Genomic DNA, 25,784 nt, shown 5'->3' on the forward strand with positions numbered 1-25,784 from the left:
AGGAATAGTCCCGACCGTTCACAGCGTCCTCGCTGTGTTTTATTCAAAGGAACCTCGCCCCAGCAGAGCTGGAGACGGGGTATCAACATATCTGGCGTTGACTTTTGGCACGCTGTTGAGTTCTCAAGGAACGGACGCTTCCTTCGTACTCACCCGAGAGACTCTCTCAGGCTTTCCTCCGGGCGCTTCCCTTCGGTGTTCCCGACTCTATCAGACCTTTTCTCGATCCGATTTCCTCGGCGCTTTCTAGGTTTCCGCTCTCGCGATTCCCTTTCCGGCGATCCCGACTTTATCAGAGACTCTGAGTCGGTTATCCGCCCCGCCGGGGCCGGCTCCTGACGCTCGGTTGCGCCGGGTGCCCCGCTGGCGGAGCCGTAAACGTACTGGAGCGGGGCGCCCCGATGCAAATCGGGGCGCCCCGCTCCGGCTTCACCCGTACGAGGCCTTGACGGCTCGTCAGACCTCAACCACCACAGGCAGGATCATCGGCCTGCGCCGGTAGGTGTCCGAGACCCACTTGCCCAGGGTCCGCCGGATCAGCTGTTGCAGCTGGTGCGGCTCGACGACGCCGTCCTGGGCAGACCGCTCCAGGACTTCCGTGATCTTCGGGATCACACCGTTGAAGGCCGAGTCGTCGATACCCGATCCGCGGGCATGGACATGGGGGCCGCCCGTGATCTTGCCGGTCGAGGAGTCCACCACCACGAAGACCGAGATGATGCCCTCGTCACCGAGGATCTTGCGGTCCTTGAGGGCCGGCTCGCCGACATCGCCGACCGAGAGGCCGTCGACGTACACGTACCCCGCCTGGACCTTGCCGGAGATCTTCGCCTTGCCCTCGACGAGGTCGACGGCGATACCGTCCTCGGCGATGACGATCCGGTCGTGCGGCACACCCGTGAGCGCGCCCAGCTCCGCGTTCGCCCGGAGATGGCGCCATTCGCCGTGGACCGGCATCAGGTTCTTCGGGCGGCAGATGTTGTAGAAGTACAGCAGCTCGCCCGCGGACGCGTGGCCCGAGACGTGCACCTTGGCGTTGCCCTTGTGCACGACGTTGGCGCCCCAGCGGGTCAGGCCGTTGATCACGCGGTACACCGCGTTCTCGTTGCCGGGGATGAGCGACGACGCGAGGATCACCGTGTCGCCGTCGACGATGCGGATCTGGTGGTCCCGGTTCGCCATCCGGGACAGCGCCGCCATCGGCTCGCCCTGCGAGCCCGTGCAGATCAGCACGATCTCGTTGTCGGGCAGGTCATCCAGCGTCTTGACGTCCACCACCAGGCCCGGCGGAACCTTCAGATAGCCCAGGTCCCGGGCGATGCCCATGTTGCGGACCATGGAGCGGCCCACGAAGGCGACCCGACGGCCGTACTCGTGCGCCGCGTCCAGGATCTGCTGGATGCGGTGGACGTGGCTGGCGAAGCTCGCCACGATGATCCGCTTGCGGGCGCTCGCGAAGACCTGGCGCAGGACGTTGGAGATGTCACGCTCGTGCGGGGTGAAGCCCGGGACCTCCGCGTTGGTGGAGTCGGTGAGGAGGAGGTCGATGCCTTCCTCGCTCAGCCGTGCGAACGCGTGGAGGTCGGTCAGACGGTTGTCCAGTGGCAGCTGGTCCATCTTGAAGTCCCCCGTGTGGACCGCCATGCCGGCAGGGGTGCGGATGGCGACCGCGAGGGCGTCCGGGATGGAGTGGTTGACCGCGATGAACTCGCAGTCGAAGGGGCCGACGCGCTCACGCCGGCCCTCCGCGACCTCGAGCGTGTACGGACGGATGCGGTGCTCCTGGAGCTTCGCCTCGATGAGGGCGAGGGTCAGCTTGGAACCGATCAGCGGGATGTCGGGCTTCTCCTGCAGCAGGAAGGGGACACCGCCGATGTGGTCCTCATGCCCGTGGGTGAGAACGATCCCCTCGATGTCGTCGAGGCGGTTCCGGATCGATGAGAAGTCCGGCAGGATCAGGTCGATTCCGGGCTGCTCCTCCTCGGGGAAAAGCACTCCGCAGTCGACGATCAACAGGCGGCCGCCGTACTCGAAGACCGTCATGTTCCGGCCGATTTCGCCAAGGCCGCCGAGCGGGGTGACCCGCAGGCCGCCCTCGGGAAGCGGCGGGGGCGGGCCGAGTTCAGGATGCGGATGACTCAAAAGACTCTCCTCACCACACGCGCCACGTACCTGTGGGGCACGCGGCGCGCATGACGTTCGTGCAAGAGCAGTTGTGGATGTGGAGTGCAGGCACCTGTGTCCTGCCTATTCAGTTGTGAAGTCCGTGTCAGAGCTGTACCCCTCCGGCGGCAAGATCGATCTTGAGCTGCTCGGTCTCCTCGGGCGAGAGCTCGACCATGGGCGGGCGCAGCGGCCCGGCGGGCAGGCCCTGGAGGGCGAGCGCGGCCTTGGTGGTCATGACGCCCTGGGTGCGGAACATGCCGGTGAAGACCGGAAGCAGCTTCTGGTGGATCTCCAGCGCCTTCTGGACGTCGCCGCTCACATACGCCTCGGCCATGGTCCGCAGCTCGGGTGTGACGACATGGCCGACGACGGAGACGAAGCCGACCGCGCCCACGGAGAGCAGGGGCAGGTTGAGCATGTCGTCGCCCGAGTACCAGGCGAGGCCGGACTGGGCGATGGCCCAGCTGGCGCGGCCGAGGTCGCCCTTGGCGTCCTTGTTGGCGACGATCCTGGGGTGCTCGGCCAGGCGCACGAGGGTCTCGGTGTTGATCGGGACGCCGCTGCGGCCGGGGATGTCGTAGAGCATGACCGGCAGCTCGGTGGCGTCGGCGATGGCCGTGAAGTGCCGGTAGAGGCCCTCCTGCGGAGGCTTGTTGTAGTACGGCGTGACGGTCAGGAGGCCGTGTGCGCCGGCCTTCTGCGCCGCGCGCGCCAGTTCGATGCTGTGGTGGGTGTCGTTCGTGCCGACACCGGCGACGATGTGGGCGCGGTCGCCGACCGCGCCCAGGACGGCTCGTACGAGATCCGATTTCTCCGCATCGCTCGTGGTCGGGGACTCGCCCGTGGTGCCGTTGATGATCAGGCCGTCGTTGCCTGCGTCCACCAGGTGGGTGGCGAGCCGCTGCGCGCCGTCGAGGTCGAGTGCGCCGTCCGCCGTGAAGGGCGTGACCATGGCGGTGAGGATCCGCCCGAAGGGGATCTGCGGAGTGGAGGTCGGAGCCATGGGTAACACGCTACTCGCTGCCCCGGGCACGGTCTGCCCTCGGGGTGCGGCAAAAGTCCGGACAAATGCGGAGCCCGGCACTGCCTGCTCGGGGGTTCAAGCAGTGCCGGGTCCGTTTGATCAGGCTAGATGAAGTTCTCGAAATGCCGCAATCCGGACACTTCGCCCGGCTGATCGCACATCTGTCCTCAGCCAGGACAACGAGTGCACGCTACGGCGCCACGCGTCCGTTGGCGTTGAAGGCGGCGTATGTGAGCGGCATGAGCCTGGCCCACTCGGCCTCCATCTTCTCGCCGACCATCTCGATCTCCCGCTGCGGGAAGGAGGGCACCTTGGCCAGCTCGTGCTGGGTGCGCAGGCCGAGGAAGTGCATCAGCGAGCGCGCGTTGCAGGTCGCGTACATCGAGGAGAACAGGCCGACCGGCAGGACCGAGCGGGCGACCTCACGGGCGACGCCGGCGGCGAGCATCTCCTGGTACGCCTCGTACGCGTGCACGTAGGCGTCCTCCATGACGCGGCCGACCAGCTCCTGCTGCGCATCGGTGCCCTCGACGAACCGGTACTTGCCGGGGCGGCCCTCCTGCACCAGCTTGCGGGACTCGTCGGGGACGTAGAAGACCGGCTGGAGCTCGCGGTAGCGCCCACTCTCCTCGTTGTACGACCAGCCCACGCGGTGCCGCATGAACTCGCGGAAGACGAAGATCGGGGCGCTGATGAAGAACGTCATCGAGTTGTGCTCGAAGGGGCTGCCGTGCCGGTCCCGCATCAGGTAGTTGATCAGGCCCTTGGAGCGCTCCGGGTCCTTCTTCAGCTCGTCCAGGGACTGCTCGCCGGCAGTGGAGACACGGGCGGCCCACAGCACGTCGGAGTCGGCCGCGCTGTGCTTGACCAGCTCGACGGTGACGTCGCCGCGGAAGCTGGGCTTGAGGTCGTCGGCGGGGGTTTCGGTCACGGCGTAGGGGGTCCTTCCCATCACTGGCTCGGGCGGCGCCCACTCTACGGCCCGGCTCCGACAACGGGCGTTCGGTGCCGGGCCGCGACATTCGTCGGCGAACTTCAGCGAAATCGGCGAAACTGGGCACCCTTTTCGACTGTCGCTCGTCTGTATGAGTGAGGGTGCCCCATTTGGGTCACCCGGTCTCACCAGGCCCCGGACCCCCGGTCCCTACGAACCACCAGAGGAGAAGCGCTTCCCATGTTCCGTCGGCGCGAGCCCGTACCGTTCGCCTTCCTCGCCGAAGCCGACTCCTTCCGCAGCAATGTCGCTCCCCCGCCCCGTGAGCGTGCCTCCGCCGGTCAGATGGCGGGACGCTGGCTGATGGGGCTCACCATCGTCGCGGGACTCGTCGGCTCCCTGGTCATAGGCATGCCTTCCCTGTCCCACCAGGCACCCGCGGCCACCCAGCACTCCGAGGCCTCCACCGGGCGCTGACGCCGGCGGCGGGCGCCCGACGGGCGGAGAGCGCACTCCCTTGGCCCCCAGAGGTGGTGAGCAGGGACACGGCTAGGTAGCCTCACCGGGCACAGCCCCATGGACCGAGTGAGGATCAGTCGTGCCCCTGCCTTTCCTGACGGCCGACCGTGCTTCCGACCAGGCGGACGACCTCCCGCTGCCGTATGACAACCGTGACCGCTGGCGGCGCCCCTACCGTCCCGGTCCCTGTCGGGTGGGCGCGGCCGCCCTTCTGCTGCTGCTTGCCTCGTATGTGCTCTTCGGGGCGGTCATCATCGCGCTCACCAGCACTGTGTCCGGTGCGGGCACGGTCCTCGGGATCGGGCTGGTCGTCATCGCCGTGGCGTTGCGGCTGCTGCGCGTGGGTGTCTGGGTCAGCGCGCGGGGACTGCGGCGGGTGGGCTTCTTCGCCACGCGCACCGCGCCCTGGGAGAAGATCGTGTCGGTACGCACGGTGCAGCAGCCGGTGCGCTGGCTCGGGCTGCCGCGCACGGTGCAGGGGCAGGCGCTGGTGCTGGTACGGAAGGACCGGGCGCCCCAGGACCTGCCGCCGCTGCTGACCACGCACGGCGCCGACTTCCTCGCCCGCCCGGCGGCCTTCGACCGGGCGGCGGACACCGTCGAGGCGTGGGCCGCGGAGTACGGCCGGGGCTGACGCCGCACGCGGTACGACGAGCAGGGGCCGGTCCCGGAGAGCGGGACGGCCACCTTCGGCGTTCGGCGGCGCATTCGTCGTTCGGCGGCGCATTCGTCGTACAACGGCGCCTTGGTCGTACGGCGGCGTGTGGGACCGGGTGGGACGGGACCGGTAATCGTAACGACTCGGACCCGACGCGCGGCCCCACACCACCGCACCCCGGGACGGAATCAGGCCTCGATCGTCCTGCCGTCGTGCAACGCGATAGCCCGTTGCATCGCCTTGCGGGCTCGGGGGGTGTCACGGGCATCGTGATAGGCGACCGCCAGCCGGAACCAGCTGCGCCAGTCGTCCGGGGCCGCCTCCGTCTCCGCCTTGCGCCGGGCGAACACCTCGTCGGCCGAGTCACGGTCGATCCGGCCGCCCGGAGTGCGCTTCAGCTCGTCGACGGGCAGAGCGCCCTCGGCGTCCAGCTGGGCGGCGAGCCGGTTGGCCTTGCGGACGAACTGTGTGTTCTTCCACAGGAACCAGACGCCGATGACCGGGAGGATCAGCACCGCGACACCGAAGGTGACGGTGACCGGGGTCCCGTTCTGGATCAGGAGCACTCCGCGGCTGCCGACCAGGACGAAGTAGAAGACCAGGACGGCGGCCGTGACGGCGTAAGTGATCTTGGCGCGCATGTGACGGCTACTTGAGGTCGAGGAAGTGCTCCAGGCCGAAGGTGAGGCCCGGAGTGGTCACGACGCGGCGGACACCGAGCAGGATGCCCGGCATGAAGCTGCTGTGGTGCAGCGAGTCGTGGCGGATGGTGAGGGTCTCGCCCTCGCCGCCGAGCAGCACCTCCTGGTGGGCGAGGAGGCCCCGCAGGCGCACGGCGTGCACGGGCACCCCGTCGACGTTCGCACCGCGGGCGCCGTCCAGGGCCGTCGCCGTGGCGTCGGGCTGCGGGGCGCTGCCCGCCCTCTCCCGCGCGGCGGCGATGAGCTGGGCGGTGCGGGTGGCGGTGCCGCTGGGGGCGTCCACCTTGTTGGGGTGGTGCAGCTCCACGACCTCGACGGACTCGAAGTACGGGGCGGCCACCTCGGCGAACTTCATGGTCAGCACGGCGCCGATGGAGAAGTTGGGGGCGATGAGGACACCCGCCTCCGGGGACTGGGCCAGCCAGGCCCGTAGCTGCGCCAGGCGCTCGTCGGTCCAGCCCGTCGTGCCCACCACGGCGTGGATGCCGTGCCGCACGCAGAAGTCGAGGTTGCCCATCACGGACGCCGGCGTGGTGAGTTCCACCGCCACCTGGGCGCCTGTCTCGACGAGGGTCTCCAACCGGTCCCCTCTGCCGAGGGCGGCGACCAGCTCCATGTCGTCGGCGGCTTCGACGGCCCGTACCGCCTCGGCACCGATCCGGCCCTTGGCGCCGAGGACCGCCACGCGCAGCTTGCTCATCTCTCTTGCTTCCTTACCGGAGGGGTTCAGGCGACGGCTTCGTGCAGACGGGAGGCCTGCTTGTCCTTGAGCGGGCCGATGACCGACAGCGAGGGCCGTTGTCCCAGGATCTCCCGGGCCACGGACCGGACGTCGTCCGGGGTGACCGCAGCTATCCGGGCCAGCATGTCGTCCACGGACATCTGGTCGCCCCAGCACAGCTCGCTCTTGCCGATACGGTTCATCAGCGCGCCGGTGTCCTCGAGTCCGAGGACGGTGGACCCCCGGAGCTGGCCGATGGCGCGGGCGATCTCGTCGTCGGACAGGCCGTGCTCGGCGACATGGTCCAGTTCGTCGCGGCAGATCTTGAGCACGTCGTGCACCTGGCTGGGACGGCAGCCCGCGTACACGCCGAAGAGGCCGCAGTCGGCGAAGCCGGACGTGTACGAGTACACGCTGTACGCAAGGCCCCGCTTCTCACGGACCTCCTGGAAGAGACGGGAGGACATGCCACCGCCGAGCGCGGTGTTCAGCACGCCGAGGGCCCAGCGGCGGTCGTCGGTGCGGGCGAGGCCGGGCATACCGAGGACGACGTGCGCCTGTTCGGTCTTGCGGCCCAGCAGCTCCACGCGGCCGGCGGTGCGGATGACCCGGCGGCCGTCCCGCGGGGCGATGGGCGTGGCATCCGTCCGCGTGAGGGCGCCGGCCTTCTCGAAGGCGGCACGCACCTGGCGTACGACCTTGTTGTGGTCGATGTTTCCGGCGCACGCGACCACCAGATGGGTCGGGTCGTAGTGCTTCCTGTAGAAGCGGCGGATGCGGTCGGCACTCAGGGCGTTGACGGTGTCGACGGTGCCGAGAACCGGGCGGCCCAGCTGGTTGTCGCCGAACATGGTGTGCGCAAACAGGTCGTGCACACAGTCACCCGGGTCGTCCTCCGTCATCGCGATCTCCTCAAGGATCGCGCCGCGCTCGACGTCCACGTCCTCTTCGAGGATGAGCGAACCGGTGAGCATGTCGCAGACGACGTCGATGGCGAGCGGCAGGTCCGTGTCGAGTACGCGCGCGTAGTAGCACGTGTACTCCTTCGCCGTGAACGCGTTCATCTCGCCGCCGACCGCGTCGATCGCCGAGGAGATGTCGAGGGCGCTCCTGCGCTCGGTGCCCTTGAAGAGCAGGTGCTCCAGGTAGTGCGTGGCGCCGTTCAGGGCCGGCGTCTCGTCGCGCGAGCCGACGTGCGCCCAGATGCCGAAGGTGGCGGAGCGCACGGAGGGCAGCGTCTCGGTGACGACGCGCAGACCGCCCGGCAGGGTGGTCTTGCGGACGGTGCCGATGCCGTTCGCGCCCTTGATCAGGGTTTGGGTACGGGCAACGGCCCGCGCCTCCGAAGAGGTGCGGGCCGTCGCCTTGAAGCCACGGGACGTCACTTGGCAGCGTCGTCCTTCGACTCGGTGTCGCCGTCGGAGTCGGCCTCGCCCTCGATCACGGGGATGAGGGAGAGCTTGCCGCGGGAGTCGATCTCGGCGATCTCGACCTGGACCTTGTGGCCCACGCCGAGGACGTCCTCGACGTTCTCCACGCGCTTGCCGCCGGCGAGCTTGCGGATCTGCGAGATGTGCAGCAGGCCGTCCTTGCCCGGGAGCAGCGAGATGAACGCACCGAAGGTGGTCGTCTTCACGACCGTGCCCAGGTAGCGCTCGCCGACCTCCGGCATGGTCGGGTTGGCGATGCCGTTGATCGTGGCGCGGGCCGCCTCGGCGGACGGACCGTCGGCGGCACCGATGTAGATCGTGCCGTCGTCCTCGATCGTGATCTCGGCGCCGGTGTCCTCCTGGATCTGGTTGATCATCTTGCCCTTGGGGCCGATGACCTCGCCGATCTTGTCGACCGGGATCTTGACGGTGATGATCCGCGGGGCGTGCGGGGACATCTCGTCGGGCCGGTCGATGGCCTCCATCATCACGTCGAGGATGTGGAGGCGGGCGTCACGGGCCTGCTTCAGGGCCGCGGCCAGCACGGAGGCCGGGATGCCGTCCAGCTTGGTGTCGAGCTGGAGGGCGGTGACGAACTCCTTGGTGCCGGCGACCTTGAAGTCCATGTCGCCGAAGGCGTCCTCGGCGCCGAGGATGTCGGTCAGCGTCACGTAGTGCGTCTCGCCCTCGATCTCCTGGGAGATCAGGCCCATGGCGATACCGGCGACCGGGGCCTTCAGCGGCACACCGGCATTCAGCAGCGACATGGTGGAGGCGCAGACCGAGCCCATGGACGTCGAGCCGTTGGAACCGAGGGCCTCGGAGACCTGACGGATCGCGTACGGGAAGTCCTCGCGCGCGGGCAGGACCGGGACCAGGGCGCGCTCGGCGAGGGCGCCGTGGCCGATCTCGCGGCGCTTCGGGGAGCCGACGCGGCCGGTCTCACCCGTGGAGTAGGGCGGGAAGTTGTAGTTGTGCATGTAGCGCTTGCGCGTCACCGGGGAGAGGGTGTCGAGCTGCTGCTCCATGCGCAGCATGTTCAGCGTGGTGACACCCAGGATCTGGGTCTCGCCGCGCTCGAACAGGGCCGAACCGTGCACCCGCGGAATCGCCTCGACCTCGGCGGCGAGGGTCCGGATGTCGGTGACACCGCGGCCGTCGATCCGCTTCTTCTCCTTGATGACGCGCTCGCGGACCAGCTGCTTGGTCAGCGAGCGGTACGCCGCGGAGATCTCCTTCTCGCGCCCCTCGAACTCCGGCAGGAGCTTCTCGGCGGCGAGCTGCTTGACGCGGTCGAGCTCGGCCTCGCGCTCCTGCTTGCCGGCGATGGTGAGCGCCTGGGCCAGCTCGGGGCGGACCGCGGCGGTCAGCGCCTCAAGGACGTCGTCCTGGTAGTCGAGGAAGATCGGGAACTCGCCGGTCGGCTTGGCGGCCTTCGCCGCGAGGTCGGCCTGAGCCTTGCAGAGGACCTTGATGAAGGGCTTCGCGGCGTCCAGACCGGCGGCCACGACCTCCTCGGTGGGAGCCTCGGCACCGCCCTTGACCAGCTGGATGGTCTTGTCGGTGGCCTCGGCCTCGACCATCATGATCGCGACGTCGCCGTCCTCCAGGACGCGGCCCGCGACGACCATGTCGAAGACGGCGTCCTCGAGCTCGCTGTGCGTCGGGAAGGCCACCCACTGGCCGTTGATCAGCGCGACGCGGACGCCGCCGATCGGGCCGGAGAAGGGCAGACCGGCCAGCTGCGTGGACGCGGACGCGGCGTTGATCGCCACGACGTCGTACAGGTGGTCGGGGTTGAGCGCCATGATGGTGGCGACGACCTGGATCTCGTTGCGCAGGCCCTTCTTGAAGGAGGGGCGCAGCGGACGGTCGATGAGGCGGCAGGTGAGGATGGCGTCCTCGGACGGACGGCCCTCACGGCGGAAGAAGGAGCCGGGGATCTTCCCGGCCGAGTACATCCGCTCCTCGACGTCGACCGTCAGCGGGAAGAAGTCGAGCTGGTCCTTGGGGTTCTTGGACGCGGTGGTGGCCGAGAGGACCATCGTGTCGTCGTCCAGGTACGCGACGGCGGAGCCGGCGGCCTGCTTGGCCAGGCGGCCCGTCTCGAAGCGGATAGTGCGGGTGCCGAAGGAGCCGTTGTCGATGACGGCCTCGGCGTAGTGGGTCTCGTTCTCCACTAGCGTTTTCTCCTCGTCTTCGTCCCTGGCTGCCCGTGTGGCAGAGGGACGGTGGCGGAGAAGCGCTCCGTCTGGTGCGGGCCGGTCTTCGATCGAAGCACCCGGGGCTCACTTCCCCCCGGGGGCCACTACCGAGGACCGGCGGCGGCGAGGTGCGCTTCTCCTCGTTCGGTGTGCGTGGGTGTCCGGTTCGGCCGGGCACCCCTTGCACGGTTGTGTGCGTATGGCGTTGTGCTACCACACTACAAAGCGGCGGTGACAGTCCGCACGTACAGCAAAAGGGAGCGGCCCCCTTGTCCCGGGAACCGCTCCCTTCACGGCGTCCTACTTGGCGCCCGCCGCACCACGGCGGATGCCGAGGCGGTCCACCAGCACACGGAAGCGCTGGATGTCCTTCTTGGCCAGGTACTGCAGCAGGCGGCGACGCTGACCGACCAGGATCAGCAGACCACGGCGGGAGTGGTGGTCGTGCTTGTGGGTCTTGAGGTGCTCGGTCAGGTCGGAGATCCGACGGGACAGCATCGCGACCTGGACCTCGGGGGAGCCGGTGTCACCCTCCTTGGTACCGAATTCGGCGATGATCTGCTTCTTCGTAGCGGCGTCGAGCGACACGCGTACTCCTCGTAGTCTTCTGGATGCCACCGAGTGCCCCTGGTCTTCTTCGCAGGGGAGCTTCCACGACTCGGAGGGCGGGGATCCGCTGGGCGCGGCCTCCAGATCCCTCGGTCGGCCCTTGCGGGGCCTCAGGTGGGGTCCGGCGGTGCGTACACGAACGGCCGTCACACAGAGTACCAGCAGGCGGCGGCGCCCTTTGCCGCTGTCCGGCGAACCGCCGGGCCGCCGCCCGGGCGGCCACTAGGGTGAGCGGTTGGATCATTCGTCCATCGGGGCACGTCGGGAAGGGGTTGCTTCGCCATGGCGGAGGAAGTGAACGAGGACGTCAAGGCGCGCAAGGAGCGGGAGCGGGACGAGCTGTACGCCCTGGACATCTCGGGCGTCGAGTGGCACAGCGCGCCCGGTACGGAGGAGCACGAGGAGCGGGTCGAGATCGCCTACCTGCCCGGCGGTGCCGTGGCCATGCGGTCGTCGCTCGACCCGGACACGGTACTGCGCTACACGGAGGCGGAGTGGCGGGCCTTCGTCCTGGGGGCGCGGGACGGGGAGTTCGATCTTGAGCGGGCGCCGCGCCCCGGGGGCGTCGCCCCGAAGTGACCGGGGAGCAGGAAAAGGGGCGGCACGCGCGCGTGCCGCCCCTTTTCCTATTTTTTGCTGCCTCGTCAGTGGCCGACTTTTTTCCTGCCTCGTCAGTGGCCGACGTTCCCGATCCCGATCACCGCCAGCGCGGGGTCCTTCGGGTGCTTGTCGTCGGCGGTCAGCTCCCGCTTCGCGAAGAACACCCGGCCCTTCTCGACGACGATGTCCGACTGCTCCGGGTCACTGAGCTTCCCCGCGTCGCCCTCCGGAAGCGTGAAGAGCAGGAAGGGAGTCTCCTTGCCCGTACGCGAGTTCCAGCTCACCACGGCCGAAGGCTCGACATCGCTGTCGCTGTGCCGGTACACCAGCAGGTCGTCCCCGTTCATCCGCAGCGGAACGGCCGGTTCCATCCGACGCCCGTCGATCTTCCGCCCCGACTTCCCCGTCCTGGGGTCGAAGGCCACGATCCAGGTCTCCGGTTCGTTGATCTCGTCGTTCTCCTTGCTCTCGACGTAGATCTGGTGCCGCCCGACGACCATGCCGTCGCAGTACTCGAACTCACCGAAGTACGCGGCCCCGAAGTACCGCCCGCCGCACTTGGGGTCGTAGTGGTCCATGGAGATCGTGGCGAGGCGTTTGCCGTTGCCGTCGAGCGTGATCAGGTCGGTCACCTCGGTGTCCCCGGCGGCGACGGCGACCACCGGCGGATCGGACGAGGGCAGGTAGGCGGACTGGACTCCCTTGGCGATGCCGTACGTCCACCGGGTCCGACCGGTGCGCGGGTCGAGCTTCTGTATCTCGTACGTCGCGTCGGCGCCCTCTCCGCACTCCTCCAGCGCGAGCAGCGCACGCCCGCCGGCGAAGCTCTTGTCCTCGCACCGGGAGACGCCTGTGCTGTTCCACAGCTGCCGGCCGTCCTTCATGTCGTACGCCACCGAACCGTGCCCCCAGGCCACGGCGACGACGCCCTTGGTCAGGGTCAGGTTCGTGTTCGTCACGAAGGCGGAGTTCGCCGAGGGCATCTGGGACTGCCACAGCTTCCTGCCGGTGTTCAGGTCGAAGAACACCACCTCGTCGCAGATGCCCGCGTCCTTGGTGCCCTTGCGCTTGGCAGGCTGCACGACGACCGCCGTGCGGCCGTCGACCGTGACGTGGCTGCTCGCGGCGCAGATGTGACCGTCCAGCTTGAGGGTCCACGCCGTTTCGTCGTAGCCGGGCTCGATCTTGATGCCCGCGATCCTGTCGGCGACGCCCTTGGCGAGGATCTTGTCCGTGGCCCAGGTGCCGGGCGCGTAGCGCGGGTTCGGGGCGCTGTCCTTGGGGAGTCCGCCTTCGTTGTGGTCGACCACCACCTGGCCCTCGGGGGTGGCGGGGATCTTCTCGGCCGTTTCCCTGATCTCGTCCGGGGCCGGAGCGGCAGCGGGGTGTTCGGCGACGGTCGGTGCCTTGACGCCCGGCATCAGGAGCCGGCTGCCCACGCACAACGTGACGACCACCGCGGCCGCCCCGACACCGAGCAGCATGCGGTGTCGCCTCTTGCGCCGGCCGTCAGCGGCCAGGGCGGACTGTGTGTAGACGGAAGGCGGTGGGCCGAAGCTCACGCTGGTGGATCCCTTCACTCGTCCCTGTCGCCGAACCCCGGGCCGGGGACGGTGACGAAATCGGACGCGGTCATTTGCTGGTCATGGCCCGGACGGTCGCGTACACGTCGAACACGGCGAGGGTGAGCGGCACCAGGGTCAGGAGCACGAAGCCCTCGGCGATCTCCAGGAAGCGGCCCCAGAAGGGGCTGAGCCCGCCGCGCGGGACGATGAGGCCGAGCATGGTGACGAGGGCCGCCGCTGCCGCGATCGCCGCGACGAGCCAGATCGTGCGGATGTCGAGACCGGTGCGGTCTCCCGTGAGGGCCTCGCGCATCAGGGACTGCGGCGGGTTGAGCGCCAGTCCGAGACCGAGCAGTACGAGGGAGCCGAGGCCGGCGGCCAGGAGAGGAGCGACCTGGCCCGTGTAGCGGAAGAGCTGAGCGCGCATCAGCAACGCGACACCCGTCGCGCAGGCGAGAAGTTGGGCCCACACGCCGTCGGAGAACCCGAGCACCGCCGACGACCCGACGGCGAGCAGCGCGCACCCACCAACGAGGCCGACCAGGAGCTCATGGCCGCGTCGGGCCTGGGCCTCGATGCGCTCGGCGTCGACGGGCTCCTGCGCGGCAGTGTCGGTGCCGTACGCGCTGCGCGGGGCGGTGTTCGGAGGGTCGAAGCCGATCGGCAGCCGGGCGAAGCGCATGGACAGGCCCGGCAGGAAGGCCAGTCCTCCGACGGCGATCGGGGCGCACGACGCGGCGATCTCCGTCGGGGTCCAGTGCACGAGGATCGCCATGAACACGGTGACCAGACCGACCGCGGCGGCGAAGACGAAGGCGACGAACGGGCCGTCTCCGCGCGGTGCGCACAAGGTGAGGATCACCGAGGCGACGAGGACCGCCGCACAGGCGAGCAGGAACTGCAGCTTGCCGATGCCCTGGCCGTGAGCGAGGGACAGGAGTCCGGAGCCGGCCACCCCCGCGTTGGGGAGGGCGCCGAGGCCCAGGGCGATCGCCGAGGCCCGGTCGTCGTAGACGCGTGCGCGCACGGCGGCGAGCACGACCAGGAGCACGCCGGTGACACCGGCGAGGATGCCGGGCAGGCTGTGCATGTCGTGCCGCGGATCCGCGGTCCAGGCGACGAAGGCCAGCAGGGTCGGCAGGGCGCCCCCGCCGACGAGGCCCGCCGCGCGCGTCAGGTCGCCGCTCCACAGGGTGCGGTCGCGCGTCACCGCCGAGGCGACCGCCTCGGAGACGTCGTCGAAGACGGCGGGCGGCAGCGACTCGGAGAAGGGGCGCAGGGTGAGGAGTTCGCCGTCGAGAATGCGCTGGGCGGCGAAGGAACGGGAGCTGTCGAGGACGGTGCCGTCCCGGCGTACGAGGTGGTAGCCGACCGGAGCGCCCTCGACGGGACTCTGCCGGGAGAGCCGGAGGATCTCCGGGTAGATGTCGGCAACCGGGATGTCGTCGGGCAGGGCCACGTCGATCCGGCTGTCGGGAGCAACGATCGTGACCCGGCAGAAACCGAGCCCCGTCCCCGCTCCCGGGGCGGGCGTTCCCGCCCCGGTGGCCGCCGTGGAGACCGTCGTGCTCACCTTGTGCTCCCCCTCAGTGGTGGTTCTGCGCATGCGATGTGAATGTCCTGCGGCTCTTCGCCGGGCTGGGGCCGCCGGGACGACACAGACGGCGCTGTCTGGGCCCTGCCGGGGTTCCGTGCGGTGACACCTCGCGCGAAATGCCCCGTTCCGTACGTTCGTTCACGTGTGCTCACGCGAACATCCGGCACCCTACCGCCCACCGGTCAATTGCGGAGTCAGTAGGATCACGCGGCGGCCTGCGTTCGCCTGACACGGGGTGGCGGACGTAACTCTCGTGGTCCGGCAAGGGAATTGGTGAGCAGTGAGCCACATCGTCGTGAAGCGTCCACCCAGGGCGCTGCCGTCCGAAGTGCCCACGGAAGACGTTGTTCTGCAGCCTCCGCCCGAGCTGCCGCGCGGGCATCAGGAGAGCGTCCTCATGCAACTTCTGCCGACGCTCGGCATGGGCGGCTCGGTGGTCTTCTTCTTCACGAGCGGGCAGCCGTTCATGAAGATCATGGGCATGGTCATGATCGCGTCCACGGTGGGCATGTCCATAGCCATGGTGGTCCGCTTCCGTCGCGGGTCGCAGGGCCAGCTCGCCGACCTGAGGCGCGACTATCTGCGGTACCTGTCCCAGACCCGCGCCACCGCCCTGGACACAGCGAAGGCCCAGCGCGACACGCAGTACTACCTCCACCCCTCGCCCGAGCAGTTGTGGGCTCTCGTCGCCGAGGGCAGCCGGGTGTGGGAACGCAGGCCGGGCGACGAGGACTTCGCCCAGGTGCGGATCGGCCTCGGTCCGCAGTCGCTGGCCACCCCGCTGCACGCCCCGGAGACCGGCCCCGTCGACCAGCTGGAGCCGCTGACGGCGGGTGCGATGCAGCGCTTCCTTGCGGTCCACAGCACCCTCGACGACCTGCCGATGGCGGTGTCGCTGCGCGCCTTCTACCACGTCACCGTCAGCGGTGAACCGGACTCCGTGCGGTCGTCCGTGCGCGCCCTGGCCGGCTCGCTGGCCTCGCTGCACTCCCCCGAGGACCTGGTCGTCGCGGTCGCAGCGGGACGCGACGCCCTGGCGCACTGGGAGTGGGTCAAGTGGCTGCCCCACGCGCAGGCGGGCGGCGCCGTGGACGGCGCGGGCAGCCGCCGCCTGGTCACCGGCGACGCGCACGACCTGGAAGACCTGCTGGCCACCCGTCTGACCGGCCGCCCGCGTTTCCATCCCGACGCCGCGCCGCTCCCTGAGGAACCGCACATCGTCATCGTCCTCGACGGCCTCTCCCTGCCGCCGGACTCCGTCCTCGCCAACCCCGAGGGACTGCAGGGCGTCACCGTCGTCGAGATCGTGCCCACGGAGCTCACCGGCGCCCGTGGCGACCTCGCGATCGTCGTCCAGCCGACCTCACTGCACCTGCAATCGGCGGCCGGCATCGTCTACGAGGGGACTCCGGACACCCTCTCGTACGAGTCCGCCGAGGCACTCGCCCGGCAGCTGGCCCCGCTGCGAATGGCCTCGGGCGGTGACGACGACGAACCGCTGCTGGCCAACCTGGAGTTCACCGACCTGCTGAACCTCGGCGACGCGGCGTCCGTCGACACCAAGCGCACCTGGCGGCCCCGCGCGCTGGCCGAGCGACTGCGGGTGCCCATCGGCGTCGGCGAGGACGGCCGACCGGTCATGCTGGACCTCAAGGAGGCAGCGCAGGAGGGCATGGGCCCACACGGCCTGTGCGTGGGCGCCACCGGTTCCGGCAAGTCCGAGCTGCTGCGCACCCTGGTGCTGGGCCTCGCGGTGACCCACTCCTCCGAGACCCTGAACTTCGTCCTCGCGGACTTCAAGGGCGGTGCGACGTTCGCCGGTATGGCGCAGATGCCCCATGTGGCGGCCGTGATCACCAACCTGGCGGACGATCTCACACTGGTCGACCGCATGGGCGATTCCATTCGCGGTGAGCTCAACCGCCGCCAGGAGATGCTCCGCGACGCGGGCAACTACGCCAACATCCACGACTACGAGAAGGCCCGGGCGGCGGGCGCTCCGTTGCAGCCGATCCCCTCCCTCGTGCTGGTCATCGACGAGTTCAGCGAGCTGCTGACAGCGAAGCCGGACTTCATCGAGATGTTCGTCCAGATCGGCCGCATCGGGCGGTCCCTGGGCGTCCATCTGCTGCTGGCCTCGCAGCGCTTGGAAGAGGGCCGCCTGCGCGGCCTGGAGACCTACCTGTCGTACCGCATCGGTCTGCGCACCTTCTCGGCGGCCGAGTCGCGCGCGGCACTGGGCGTGCCGGACGCGTACGAGCTGCCGAACGTCCCCGGCTCCGGCTTCCTGAAGTTCGGCACGGACGAAATGGTGCGCTTCAAGGCGGCATACGTCTCCGGTGTGTACCGCTCGGGCTCGCAACAGGCCGCGCTGACCGGCGGCCCGCTGCCGGTGGACCGACGGCCGGTGCTGTTCACGGCGGCGGAGGTGCCCGTCCAGTACGCGCCGGTGCCGCAGCAGCGTACGGAGCCGTCGGAGGTCGACGACGCGCTGGCGGACACGGTGCTCGACGTGATCGTGCGCCGACTGGAGGCGCAGGGCCCGGCGGCCCACCAGGTGTGGCTGCCGCCACTGGACAGCCCGCCGTCGCTGGACGGGCTGCTGCCCGGACTCACCGCTGTGCAGGGGCGTGGGCTCACACAGCCCGGTTACGAGGGCGCGGGCCGCCTGGTCGTCCCCGTCGGCCTGGTCGACAAGCCGTACGAACAGCGTCGCGACGCGCTGTGGGTCGACTTCTCCGGCGCGGCGGGCCACATGCAGGTCCTCGGCGGCCCGCAGTCCGGCAAGTCGACGCTGCTGCGGGCGCTCATCTGCTCTTTCGCGCTCACCCACACACCGCATGAAGTGCAGTTCTACGGTCTGGACTTCGGTGGCGGCGGCTTGGCGGCGGTGTCCGGGCTGCCGCACGTGGGCGGTGTCGCGTCCCGCCTGGACCCGGAGCGCGTGCGGCGCACGGTCTCCGAGGTCTACGGCGTGATGACGCGTCGCGAGGAGTACTTCCGGTCGTCGGGCATCCCGTCGATCGCCGACTTCCGGGCCCGGCGGGCACGCGGCGACATCTCGGTCACCGACCAGCCGTGGGGCGATGTGTTCCTGGTGATCGACGGCTGGGGCAACTTCCGTGCGGACTACGAAGGCCTGGAACCGGCGGTCCTGGAGATCGCGGCACGAGGTCTCGGCTACGGCATCCACCTGATCGTGACGGCGTCACGGTCGATGGAGGTGCGGGCGAACATGAAGGACCACCTGATGAACCGCCTCGAGCTGCGGCTCGGCGACACGATGGATTCGGAGATCGACCGGAAGGTGGCGGCGAACGTCCCGGCGGGCGTGCCCGGACGTGGCGTGTCGCCACAGAAGCTGCACTTCATGGCGGCGGTGCCGAGGATCGACGGCCTGACGTCCGACACGGACCTGGCCGACGCGACCGCGGCCCTGGCGACCGAGGTCTCCCGGCACTGGCAGGCGCCGGGGGCTCCGGAAGTCCGGCTCCTCCCCCGCGAGTTCCCTGCTCAGCAGCTGCCCGCGGGCCACCGCTTCCCGCAGCGCGGCATCGCCTTCGCCCTCGACGAGGACAATCTCGAGCCGGTCTTCGTGGACTTCGAGCAGGATCCGTTCTTCCTTGTCTTCGGCGAGAGCGAGTCGGGCAAGTCGAACCTGCTTCGGCTGCTCATCACGCAGCTGACGGAGCGGTACTCGGGCGACGAAGCCAAGTTCTTCGTCATCGACAACCGGCGTTCCCTGCTGGACGTCACCCCGGCCTCGCACCTGGCGGAGTACATCCCGATGTCCAACGCCATGGACCACCACATGGTCGCCCTTGCCGACCTGATGAAGCGTCGCACACCCACGGCGGACGTCACGGCCCGGCAGCTGCGGGAGCGCAGCTGGTGGCAGGGACCGACGGTGTACGTGGTCGTGGACGACTACGACCTGGTGTCGACGTCCAGCGGAAATCCGCTGATGGGGCTCACGGAACTGCTGCCGTTCGCCCGCGACGTCGGCGTGCGGTTCATCATCGCGCGGTCGACGGCGGGTGCGGGGCGGGCCGCGTTCGAACCGTTCATGCAGCGGATGACCGAGCTGGGCGCGCAGGGCGTGGTCCTCGCGGGTGACCCGGGCGAAGGAGACCTCCTCGGCGGCATCCGGCCGCGGCCCATGCCGGCGGGGCGGGGCGTCTTCGTCTCGCGCCGACGGGGCAAGCCGCTGGTGCAGACGGGGCTCATGCCGGAGAAGTCCTACTGATCGATCAGGGGGCCGCGTCGACCGTGTGACGTCGATGCGGCCCAAGCCTCACAGCCCCCGTCCGTGCGAAAAGCCGGGCGGGGGCTGTGACTTGTTCGGGCGGCGGGCAGACGGCTCAGCGGAACCGGATGACGTGCACGGCGCGCACTCCGGTCTGGTCGAGCGCCGGGACGGAATCCGAGGAGCCGTCGATCAGCGCGACGCCCTGCGCCGTGTGCACGGCGTTGAGCAGCCATCCGACGGACTCGCGCCCGCGGGCGTCCAGGCGCCGTACCCACACGACCGCCCTGGCGTTGAGGGGGAAGCCCCGCAACTCGTCCATCGCCGCACCCCAGTCCGCGTGCTCGGTCGCGGAAAGCACGGGCCCGAGCTGCGACAGCGTGGGTTCGAACCAGGCCGCATGGGCGGGAGGCGGCGGTGCCGGCAATCCCGCGGACCCCGGCTCCTCACCCGCGTCCCAGCGGTTCAGCCAGTTCCAGGGGTAGGCATTGGGCAGACCGAAGGGGGCCGTCGCCTCCTTGGGGACGACCACCGCGGCGTCGAGCATGGCGTCCTGCCAGCGTCCGTCTCGCAGATGACGCCTGGTGTTGCACGCGAACACCCAGCCGCGCCGGATCTCGTCCTGCGGTGCGGGCCCGACCAGTTCGACCTCTCCGTGATAGGCCTGGTCCAGCCAGAGTTGGGCCTTGCGGAGCGCGGACTGGTAGTCGGGTGCCTCCGCTTCCCACGGCCAGCGCGGAGGCTGCGCCCGGGGCGCAGCACGCATGAGGACCAACGCGCGCAGCCCGGACGTGTCGAGCTTCCCCAGCCCCCCCGTCTGCGCGTCCAGGAAGACGACCTGCCCCTTGTTGTTGTGCGCGTAGAGCAGATTGCCACTCGCCTCGACCCCGCCCAGCTCACGGCGGATCCAGACCACACCTCGGGTGTCGGGTCCCGGTTCGGCCATGGCCCTGATCACCGAGTCCCAGTCGCTCACCGGGACGTGCTCGAAGTCCGGGAAATAGCGGTGCGTCAGCCTGGCCCACCAGCCGGGAGCCTCGTCGGACGGCTGCCAGGGCAGCGGGACCGACGGGGCGCCGTCGATGGCGGAGTGCACGGTCACGACGCAACCGCGCGCGTTGATCCGGCGGGCCTGGTTCGTGACCCGGGCCGCCGCCTCCTGAGGGGCGGCCGGGTTGAGGTCCGCAAGGGGATCACTGGCGGCGGGGTGGAACGGGGAGCTTCCGTCCTTCGGGACGACGACCGAGGCCGCCAGCATGGGAGTGGCGGGGTATCCCGGTTGGGCCAGGGTCCGGCAGCCGAACATCCAGGCGGCGGGGGTCTCGTGCACCGGGTGGGGGACGGAGAGTTCGACGAGACCGCCGTAGGTGTGGCCTAGCCAGGCTGCGGCTCGCTGGTCAGGGCTGTGCATCTCGGTAGCTCCTTGGACGCCAGTCGTCGGTCGGCCAGTCACCCGACGCGCGTCGGCTCATGTACTCGTCCATCGGGAACCCCGTCGGCGGAAATTCGACCGCCTCGCCGTTGTGCGGCACGATCACCACGGACATGAAGGGCGCATCCGCGATGTTCCCTGTCTCGAGGTGCTCTTTCCAGTCGAAGCGAATCGCCCAGCCGAATTCATATTCCACACACTTCTCCGGAAGGAGAACCAAGGATTCTGCCTTGTCCGGGTACGCACTCCTGATGAAAGCAGCAGCCGATTCAAGCGCTTCGGACTTGCTCAACATTACTTGACTCCGTCGCGATATGGTATATGACCGATGGAGGAGACGTCCTTTTCGAGCAACCCCAATGTGCCGGACTGACCGTCGAGGAAGACGACTCCATGCGGGGTATTCACGGCGTTGAACACATGCGCCGTGCCATTGGGACGGCTGATGTACACCACGCTCCTCGAGCCCTCGCCTCTGCCCTGCAGGTCGCGAATGATGTCATCGTAGCTGTTGACCTTGTCGTAATGCCCTTTGGCCCGGTTCGCGAGGCCAAGAGCTTCCGGGTCGACGTGCTCAGGATACTGCAGGGGCGCCGCGGTGGCCGCTTCGCCGTCCAGATTCTTGTTGACGGCTATCACATTCTGACTGCAGTTCTGCGTATAGCCGGGTTCGCCAGTCTTGTTGACGTCCTTGAGGAACGGGAACTGATCGTCGATGAATTCCTGGGCGGCTTTCGCATCCACAGAACCGGCGTGGATCGCTTTCTCCGACACATTGTCCGTGCTGCGCGCGAGATGGCTCCAGTCCTTCCCCGCTCCGGCGAGTTCGTCGCCGGAGTGCAGTCCCTTCGCCATGTTCGCCGCGCCGACCTCCACCCCTTCCTTCGCAGCGGTCCGCAGGCCGCCCGCGGCCAGACCCATGCCGTCGGTGCCTATGAGCTGGGGAACGAGCCTGCCCAGGGCCTCCGAAGGGTCCTTCTTGAAGGAGTCGATGAGGGCCTCGGGGATCCGCTCCGGGTGCGCGACCGTCGAGACCAGACCCGACAGGGTCATGCTGACGTGCTGCAGGTAGTCGGCCGGGTGCGTGATGTTGTACGGGTCCTCGGGGTTCAACCCGCGGACGAAGTTGACCAGGCCCGCGCCCCCCTTGATGATCCCGCCGCCGAAGTGAAGGACCTCGGTGTTGACGGCGACGTACCCGTCGACGGCATCGGCCTCCAGCCGGTCGAGCGGAGGCGGCTCGGCGGGTGCGTGCTTCAGGGCCGCGGTGATCGCCTCCGCGAGGGTGCGACCGGCCTCGTTGCGCTGCTTGCGCGCCTCCGACAGGATCTGCCGGGCATGCTGAATGTCACTGCGGCCCGGGTCCGTGAATTTCTCCAGGGGAGGCCCGGGGTCCTTGTTCTCCTTGATCGCGGCGTTATAGGAGTCAACACGCTTGTTGTACGCCTCCACCGCCTGCTCGGAGGCCTTCTTGCCCTTCTTGTACAGGTCAATGGCCTCCTGAGCCTGACCCTGCGCCCACTTGACGGTCTCCGCGAAGCCGTCCAGCGCCTTCCCCGCCGCCTCACAAGCATCCGAAGCATGCAGCCACTTGGGAGGATGCATCGTGAACTTCTCGCGGAAGGCGTCGGCCGACTCGCCCTTCCAGTTCGAGGAGTCCAGGCTGCGCATGCCCTGACCCACCGAGTCGAACGCGGTGTGGAAGTGCGCCAGATGCTTCGCGGACGCCCGGATCGCCGCCGGATTCCCATGTACCAGGTCGAAGGCGTGGTCGCTCTCACCGAGCTGCCTCTCACCCGGCGTGGCGCCCAGGTCCGAAGCGATACTGTCGCCGGCGTACTCCACCGCAGCGGCCAGTTTGTGGGCTCCGACCTTGTCCAGGGTCTCACCCACGAAGTGGGCACCCTCGTCGATGCCCTCACCGACCATCTTCTTGCCCGCGTTGTAGCCGTCCTCGAGCTTGCCCAGGGCGGCGTTGGCCAGATCACCGATCCCCATCAGCCGGCGCCCCCGCCCTGCTGCTGCGCCTGTTGCTGAGCCGCCTCGGCCCGTGCCTCAGGAGACGGCCCGAACGTGTGGTCCAGCGCCTGGTCGTACTGCTGGTCGCTCACTCCGAGGGCGCGGTGCAGATTCTCGGGGTTGATGCCCATCGGCCCCAGGGTGTGGGAGGTCATCACATCCCGCCCGGCGTCCTTCCAGCCCTGCTCGCTGTTCGCCAGCGCCTTCTCGAAGGACTGCTGGCTGTAGTCGGCGTGGGCGAGCGCGTTGTTCCGAGCCAGGTCGCCCCAGCTCATCTTCGCGATGTCGTCCTCGGAGGCGTTGGGGTTGCCCATCAGGGAGTTCGCGCCGATCTTCAGCGCGCCCTCCACATACTGGTCCTCCTCGTAGAGCGTGCCCGCCGAAAGGCCCACCGCCTGGGCGAAGTAGTTGCCCTCGCCCACCAGCGCGCGCACGCCCCATTCCCACCGTTCGCAGAACGACTTGAAGGCCGACGTGGCCGCGTCGTGCCCCAACTCCAGCCCCGAAAGCTCCAGATTGGAGAAACCCCGGCCGACCTCTGCCGCGCTGTCGATGCCGAGCGCCTTCAGCTCGCCCAGCGTCAGCGTGATGCCCTGCGCGATCTCATTGAGCCCGGTCGCCTTGATGTCCTTGCCGCCGCCGTAATTCACCACGCTCGTTCACCGTTCCCGTTCACACCCGCGTCCACGGCCGCCGCCTCCGGCACGATCCCCACCACCGGCGGAAGGAGCACGCCCTCCCCACCGCTGCCCACGTCCAGGGCCACTCCGCACGGCACGTCCATTGCCGGAATCACCACGTCAAGCAGACGCCACCCCTGCACTGCCACGAAGTCGCGCCTGTCCTTCGGAACGTCATGCGCCTCGTCGAACCTGGCGGATGCCAACGCGTCCGTGAAGGCATGGATCCAGCGCACGCCGCCGAAGTCGGCGGTCAGAAATCCGAGACCGCCGCCGTCGAGCGGAGCGAGGGGGACCAGGACCGTGGTGTCCCGGAAGCGGTCGATCGTGTGCCGGATCCGCGCCATACGCCGCGCCGCCTCGTATTCGTCGGGTTCGGCGGGTCCGGCCGTGTCGAAAGGAACGCGTTCGGCTGGTCCAGCCGTGTCGAAGTGGACGCGTTCGGTCGCGGCCCCGGGCTCTTCGGCGCCGTCTTCTCGTGCGGCGCCGGTGACATGGCCGGAGCCGGATTCGCCGCGCTCGGCGGCCTGTTTCTTCAGTTGCTCCCACTCGTCCCAGGCCATGCGTGGATCCTCGTGCGTTTGTGCGATGACGGCTTGTTGGGAAGGGGCCCTTTATGACACAACACGGGGTGGGTACCTCCCGTGCGTACCCACCCCGGTGCCCTCAACCGGCCCGGCTCACTCGAAGTAGCTGGCCGCCTTGAGGTCACCGCCGCGGTAGTCACCGCCGGCCTGGTGGACCTTCTGCCCGATCGAGTGCAGCGCGTTGTGGATGGCGGTGGCGTGGTCGTCCCACTTCTTCGACTTCCGCTGGAAGGAGTCGTACGCTTCGCCACTCCAGCCCTCGGCGACGTCGAGAACGCCCTTCTTGAGCTGGCCGAGATCACTCTCGAGCTGCTTGGCCAGGTTGCCGAGTTCCGTGGCGAGCGCGTCCAGGACTCCGTACTTGACGGCAAGGTCCTGAAGGTGTGGCGTGCCGGTCATGTCTTCCTCATCTCCTTGGAGGACTGGAAAGGGACCTCGCGGACCGGGGTGCGGCCCAGGGCCCGTCAGTAGTAGTTGAGCGCCGAGGTCTTCGCACCGAGGTCAACTTCGACGTTCGAGATCGTCGAGTGGAGTTCGTCCTCGAGCTTGTTCTTGTCCGACTTGGTGAGGTGGACGCCCTCGAGGAAGTCCTCGAGCATGTGCCCGATGCCGGCCATGTGCTCGTTGATCTCGTGCTGCTTCTGCTTGAACGCGTTGGCGCCGTGCCCCGTCCAGTTGGCCTCGATCATGTCGATCGTCCCCTGGAGGCGGCGGACCTGGTTCTTGATCGACTCGTAGCGGTCCAGAACGTTCGTCTGCAGCTTATGTGCATGTGCATCATCAAACTTACGGCCGTCAGCCATTTCGGCACTCCCCTTCGTGAGAGCTGTGGTTCGTCTTTCTGCGCATGCATCACCACGTGGCGATGCATTCGGTTACGTCCGTGGGTGGGTCGTCACGCACCTCGTCGTGAGCGAACGACCGCGAAGGCGGCGCCGCCGATCACCAGCACGGCTGCCGCGGCTCCGACGACCACCCACACCATCGTGTCGTCGGAAGACTTCGAGCTTGATCCTGCCGCTGAAGTCCCGCCGCCTGTAGTGGTTTTCGAGGGCTGTGACGAGGTTGGAGCAGAAGCGGAAGTCTGGGCTTCCGGGTCATCGGCGTTCTGCTTGGCCAGCGGGTCGCTGTTGGCCGGGCCGGGGTTGTAGCTGCTGTCCTCCAGCACCTTGCGGGGACGGACCAGGCCGTAGCCGAGGTAGACACTGGGCTTGTCCGCGGGCCAGCTGCGACTGGCCGTGTCGATCAGACTGCGGAGGACCTGGTTGGCCGTCCAGTCGGGGTGAGCGGACCAGATGAGGGCGGCGGAGGCGGAGGTGATGGCGGTGGCGGCGCTGGTTCCCGCGCCGTTGCAGTACGCCTTGAACGTGGTGTCGCACCAGGCCGGGACGTCGAGACCGGGCGCTGACAAATCCACGTAGTCGCCGTGCTGGGAGAACTTGCCGACCTTGCCCGTCTCATCTGCTGCAGCGACGCCGACGACGTAAGGGTACGCGGCTGGATAGTCGATGGTCTTCGCTGTTGCCGCGTCGTTGCCGACGGCGGCAAACATCAACTTGCCCTTGGATTGGGCATACTTTACTGCGGTTTCCTCGTCAGAATTATCGCCGGGGCTGCCGAATGACATGCTAATGATCTTGGCATCGCTGTCAGCGGCCGCCCTGATCGCCGCCGCTATTGTTGAGGTTTTCGCTCTCTCGTTCTTGTCCTTCAGAGCGTCGACCGCGATCCGAAACGGCACGATCTTTGCACCTGGCGCAAGGCCTTTCAGGCCGCCGCCAGAACCTGTGCCGGCGATCAGTTCCGCCATGGTTGTTCCGTGGCCCATGTAGTCCTTGGTGACGTGATACGAGACCGCGGTCGGCACCTCGTCGGCAAGCACCTGCCCCTTCAGGGAAGAAGTCGAAGGGTTGACACCGGAATCTATGACGGCCACCTTCACGCCTTTGCCGGTACTCACCTTCCACATCTGATCGGCCTGCATCGCCGACAGGTACCACTCCTGCGACTGGACGTCGTCTGCCGCCGCGGTCGGGGCGAGGCCCACCGACAGAACCACCAGAGCACCGAGCGCTGAAAGCGCGGTGGTCGC

Annotated in this window: 22 protein-coding genes; 4 read left to right on the plus strand and 18 right to left on the minus strand. The window is 68.6% G+C overall.

The features are described from left to right. Positions 1 to 456 precede the first annotated feature (456 nt). The 3 genes from AAW14_RS35135 to thyX all read right to left on the minus strand — a co-directional run bounded on the left by AAW14_RS35135 (position 457) and on the right by thyX (position 4,121). Positions 457 to 2,142 (minus strand): ribonuclease J, encoded by a 1,686-nt coding sequence (locus AAW14_RS35135; RefSeq protein ID WP_265568507.1) that lies wholly within the window; start codon positions 2,140 to 2,142, stop codon positions 457 to 459. A 127-nt stretch (positions 2,143 to 2,269) separates the two neighbouring features. Then, positions 2,270 to 3,169, minus strand: coding sequence for a 4-hydroxy-tetrahydrodipicolinate synthase (dapA, locus tag AAW14_RS35140; protein WP_265568508.1), 900 nt, complete (start codon positions 3,167 to 3,169; stop codon positions 2,270 to 2,272). Positions 3,170 to 3,380: 211 nt separating this feature from the next. Further along, positions 3,381 to 4,121, minus strand: a complete 741-nt coding sequence (gene thyX, locus AAW14_RS35145; RefSeq protein ID WP_265568509.1) for an FAD-dependent thymidylate synthase — start codon at positions 4,119 to 4,121, stop codon at positions 3,381 to 3,383. A 243-nt stretch (positions 4,122 to 4,364) separates the two neighbouring features. Here thyX and AAW14_RS35150 point away from each other — a divergent pair, with 243 nt between their 5' ends. Further along, the gene (locus AAW14_RS35150) at positions 4,365 to 4,601 is read left to right on the plus strand and encodes a hypothetical protein (RefSeq protein WP_265568510.1); all 237 of its coding nucleotides are present in this window, start codon (positions 4,365 to 4,367) and stop codon (positions 4,599 to 4,601) included. A 121-nt stretch (positions 4,602 to 4,722) separates the two neighbouring features. Next, entirely contained in the window at positions 4,723 to 5,277 is a 555-nt protein-coding gene (locus tag AAW14_RS35155) for a PH domain-containing protein (protein ID WP_265568511.1), read from the plus strand. A gap of 212 nt (positions 5,278 to 5,489) precedes the next feature. Here the strand turns inward: AAW14_RS35155 and AAW14_RS35160 are convergent, their stop codons facing one another. From AAW14_RS35160 to rpsO, 5 genes are all read right to left on the minus strand, one after another. Beyond that, complete coding sequence (locus AAW14_RS35160; RefSeq protein ID WP_265568512.1) at positions 5,490 to 5,942, minus strand: hypothetical protein; 453 nt, start codon at positions 5,940 to 5,942, stop codon at positions 5,490 to 5,492. Positions 5,943 to 5,949: 7 nt separating this feature from the next. Further along, positions 5,950 to 6,702, minus strand: a complete 753-nt coding sequence (dapB, locus tag AAW14_RS35165) for a 4-hydroxy-tetrahydrodipicolinate reductase (protein WP_265568513.1) — start codon at positions 6,700 to 6,702, stop codon at positions 5,950 to 5,952. Positions 6,703 to 6,728: 26 nt separating this feature from the next. Beyond that, a complete protein-coding gene (locus tag AAW14_RS35170) occupies positions 6,729 to 8,108 on the minus strand; it encodes a M16 family metallopeptidase (protein ID WP_265568514.1) in 1,380 nt (459 codons plus the stop codon). Beyond that, the gene (locus AAW14_RS35175) at positions 8,105 to 10,333 is read right to left on the minus strand and encodes a polyribonucleotide nucleotidyltransferase (RefSeq protein ID WP_265568515.1); all 2,229 of its coding nucleotides are present in this window, start codon (positions 10,331 to 10,333) and stop codon (positions 8,105 to 8,107) included. The genes AAW14_RS35170 and AAW14_RS35175 overlap by 4 nt, the downstream gene beginning before the upstream one ends. Before the next feature lie 324 nt (positions 10,334 to 10,657). Next, positions 10,658 to 10,945, minus strand: a complete 288-nt coding sequence (gene rpsO, locus AAW14_RS35180; RefSeq protein WP_265568516.1) for a 30S ribosomal protein S15 — start codon at positions 10,943 to 10,945, stop codon at positions 10,658 to 10,660. 303 nt (positions 10,946 to 11,248) lie between these two features. On the opposite strand from rpsO, the gene AAW14_RS35185 reads away from it, so the two are divergent. Further along, entirely contained in the window at positions 11,249 to 11,545 is a 297-nt protein-coding gene (locus tag AAW14_RS35185; protein WP_265568517.1) for a DUF397 domain-containing protein, read from the plus strand. A 92-nt stretch (positions 11,546 to 11,637) separates the two neighbouring features. Here the strand turns inward: AAW14_RS35185 and AAW14_RS35190 are convergent, their stop codons facing one another. Together AAW14_RS35190 and eccD are read right to left on the minus strand one after the other, a co-directional pair. Beyond that, positions 11,638 to 13,128 carry a PQQ-binding-like beta-propeller repeat protein gene (locus AAW14_RS35190; protein ID WP_265568518.1) on the minus strand — a complete coding sequence of 497 codons (1,491 nt, stop codon included), beginning with the start codon at positions 13,126 to 13,128 and terminating at the stop codon, positions 11,638 to 11,640. 70 nt (positions 13,129 to 13,198) lie between these two features. Continuing rightward, positions 13,199 to 14,737 carry a type VII secretion integral membrane protein EccD gene (gene eccD, locus AAW14_RS35195; RefSeq protein ID WP_416223424.1) on the minus strand — a complete coding sequence of 513 codons (1,539 nt, stop codon included), beginning with the start codon at positions 14,735 to 14,737 and terminating at the stop codon, positions 13,199 to 13,201. A 271-nt stretch (positions 14,738 to 15,008) separates the two neighbouring features. On the opposite strand from eccD, the gene eccCa reads away from it, so the two are divergent. Beyond that, positions 15,009 to 18,974, plus strand: coding sequence for a type VII secretion protein EccCa (gene eccCa, locus AAW14_RS35200; RefSeq protein ID WP_265568520.1), 3,966 nt, complete (start codon positions 15,009 to 15,011; stop codon positions 18,972 to 18,974). Between the two features lie 115 nt (positions 18,975 to 19,089). Here eccCa and AAW14_RS35205 read toward each other — a convergent pair whose 3' ends face one another. The 8 genes from AAW14_RS35205 to AAW14_RS35240 form a co-directional block, all read right to left on the minus strand. After that, entirely contained in the window at positions 19,090 to 20,385 is a 1,296-nt protein-coding gene (locus tag AAW14_RS35205) for a YrhB domain-containing protein (RefSeq protein ID WP_265568521.1), read from the minus strand. After that, complete coding sequence (locus AAW14_RS35210; protein ID WP_265568522.1) at positions 20,372 to 20,701, minus strand: serine protease; 330 nt, start codon at positions 20,699 to 20,701, stop codon at positions 20,372 to 20,374. Before AAW14_RS35210 ends, AAW14_RS35205 begins: the two co-directional genes overlap by 14 nt. Next, the gene (locus AAW14_RS35215) at positions 20,701 to 22,404 is read right to left on the minus strand and encodes a putative T7SS-secreted protein (protein WP_265568523.1); all 1,704 of its coding nucleotides are present in this window, start codon (positions 22,402 to 22,404) and stop codon (positions 20,701 to 20,703) included. The genes AAW14_RS35210 and AAW14_RS35215 overlap by 1 nt, the downstream gene beginning before the upstream one ends. Next, positions 22,404 to 23,078: a hypothetical protein gene (locus tag AAW14_RS35220; protein ID WP_322741154.1), complete on the minus strand. Its 675-nt coding sequence runs from the start codon at positions 23,076 to 23,078 to the stop codon at positions 22,404 to 22,406. Before AAW14_RS35220 ends, AAW14_RS35215 begins: the two co-directional genes overlap by 1 nt. Beyond that, positions 23,072 to 23,668 carry a hypothetical protein gene (locus tag AAW14_RS35225; protein ID WP_265568524.1) on the minus strand — a complete coding sequence of 199 codons (597 nt, stop codon included), beginning with the start codon at positions 23,666 to 23,668 and terminating at the stop codon, positions 23,072 to 23,074. Before AAW14_RS35225 ends, AAW14_RS35220 begins: the two co-directional genes overlap by 7 nt. Before the next feature lie 117 nt (positions 23,669 to 23,785). Further along, on the minus strand, positions 23,786 to 24,091 hold the full coding sequence (locus tag AAW14_RS35230) for a WXG100 family type VII secretion target (RefSeq protein ID WP_265568525.1): 306 nt from the start codon (positions 24,089 to 24,091) through the stop codon (positions 23,786 to 23,788). A gap of 65 nt (positions 24,092 to 24,156) precedes the next feature. Then, positions 24,157 to 24,495, minus strand: a complete 339-nt coding sequence (locus AAW14_RS35235) for a WXG100 family type VII secretion target (protein ID WP_265568526.1) — start codon at positions 24,493 to 24,495, stop codon at positions 24,157 to 24,159. Between the two features lie 92 nt (positions 24,496 to 24,587). Continuing rightward, positions 24,588 to 25,751: a S8 family serine peptidase gene (locus AAW14_RS35240; RefSeq protein WP_265568527.1), complete on the minus strand. Its 1,164-nt coding sequence runs from the start codon at positions 25,749 to 25,751 to the stop codon at positions 24,588 to 24,590. Between the last annotated feature and the right edge of the window lie 33 nt (positions 25,752 to 25,784).

It is taken from the genome of Streptomyces hygroscopicus (assembly GCF_026168105.1).
Lineage (GTDB): Bacteria > Actinomycetota > Actinomycetes > Streptomycetales > Streptomycetaceae > Streptomyces > Streptomyces hygroscopicus_D.

Bases quoted from the DNA above. Each gene is read 5' to 3' on its own strand.
- dapA (WP_265568508.1), bottom strand. From the start codon at position 3,169: ATGGCTCCGACCTCCACTCCGCAGATCCCCTTCGGGCGGATCCTCACC.
- AAW14_RS35205 (WP_265568521.1), bottom strand. From the start codon at position 20,385: ATGCACAGCCCTGACCAGCGAGCCGCAGCCTGGCTAGGCCACACCTAC.
- eccD (WP_416223424.1), bottom strand. From the start codon at position 14,737: ATGCGCAGAACCACCACTGAGGGGGAGCACAAGGTGAGCACGACGGTC.
- AAW14_RS35225 (WP_265568524.1), bottom strand. From the start codon at position 23,668: ATGGCCTGGGACGAGTGGGAGCAACTGAAGAAACAGGCCGCCGAGCGC.
- AAW14_RS35210 (WP_265568522.1), bottom strand. From the start codon at position 20,701: ATGTTGAGCAAGTCCGAAGCGCTTGAATCGGCTGCTGCTTTCATCAGG.
- AAW14_RS35150 (WP_265568510.1), top strand. From the start codon at position 4,365: ATGTTCCGTCGGCGCGAGCCCGTACCGTTCGCCTTCCTCGCCGAAGCC.
- AAW14_RS35160 (WP_265568512.1), bottom strand. From the start codon at position 5,942: ATGCGCGCCAAGATCACTTACGCCGTCACGGCCGCCGTCCTGGTCTTC.
- AAW14_RS35185 (WP_265568517.1), top strand. From the start codon at position 11,249: ATGGCGGAGGAAGTGAACGAGGACGTCAAGGCGCGCAAGGAGCGGGAG.
- AAW14_RS35215 (WP_265568523.1), bottom strand. From the start codon at position 22,404: ATGGGGATCGGTGATCTGGCCAACGCCGCCCTGGGCAAGCTCGAGGAC.
- AAW14_RS35235 (WP_265568526.1), bottom strand. From the start codon at position 24,495: ATGGCTGACGGCCGTAAGTTTGATGATGCACATGCACATAAGCTGCAG.
- AAW14_RS35230 (WP_265568525.1), bottom strand. From the start codon at position 24,091: ATGACCGGCACGCCACACCTTCAGGACCTTGCCGTCAAGTACGGAGTC.
- dapB (WP_265568513.1), bottom strand. From the start codon at position 6,702: ATGAGCAAGCTGCGCGTGGCGGTCCTCGGCGCCAAGGGCCGGATCGGT.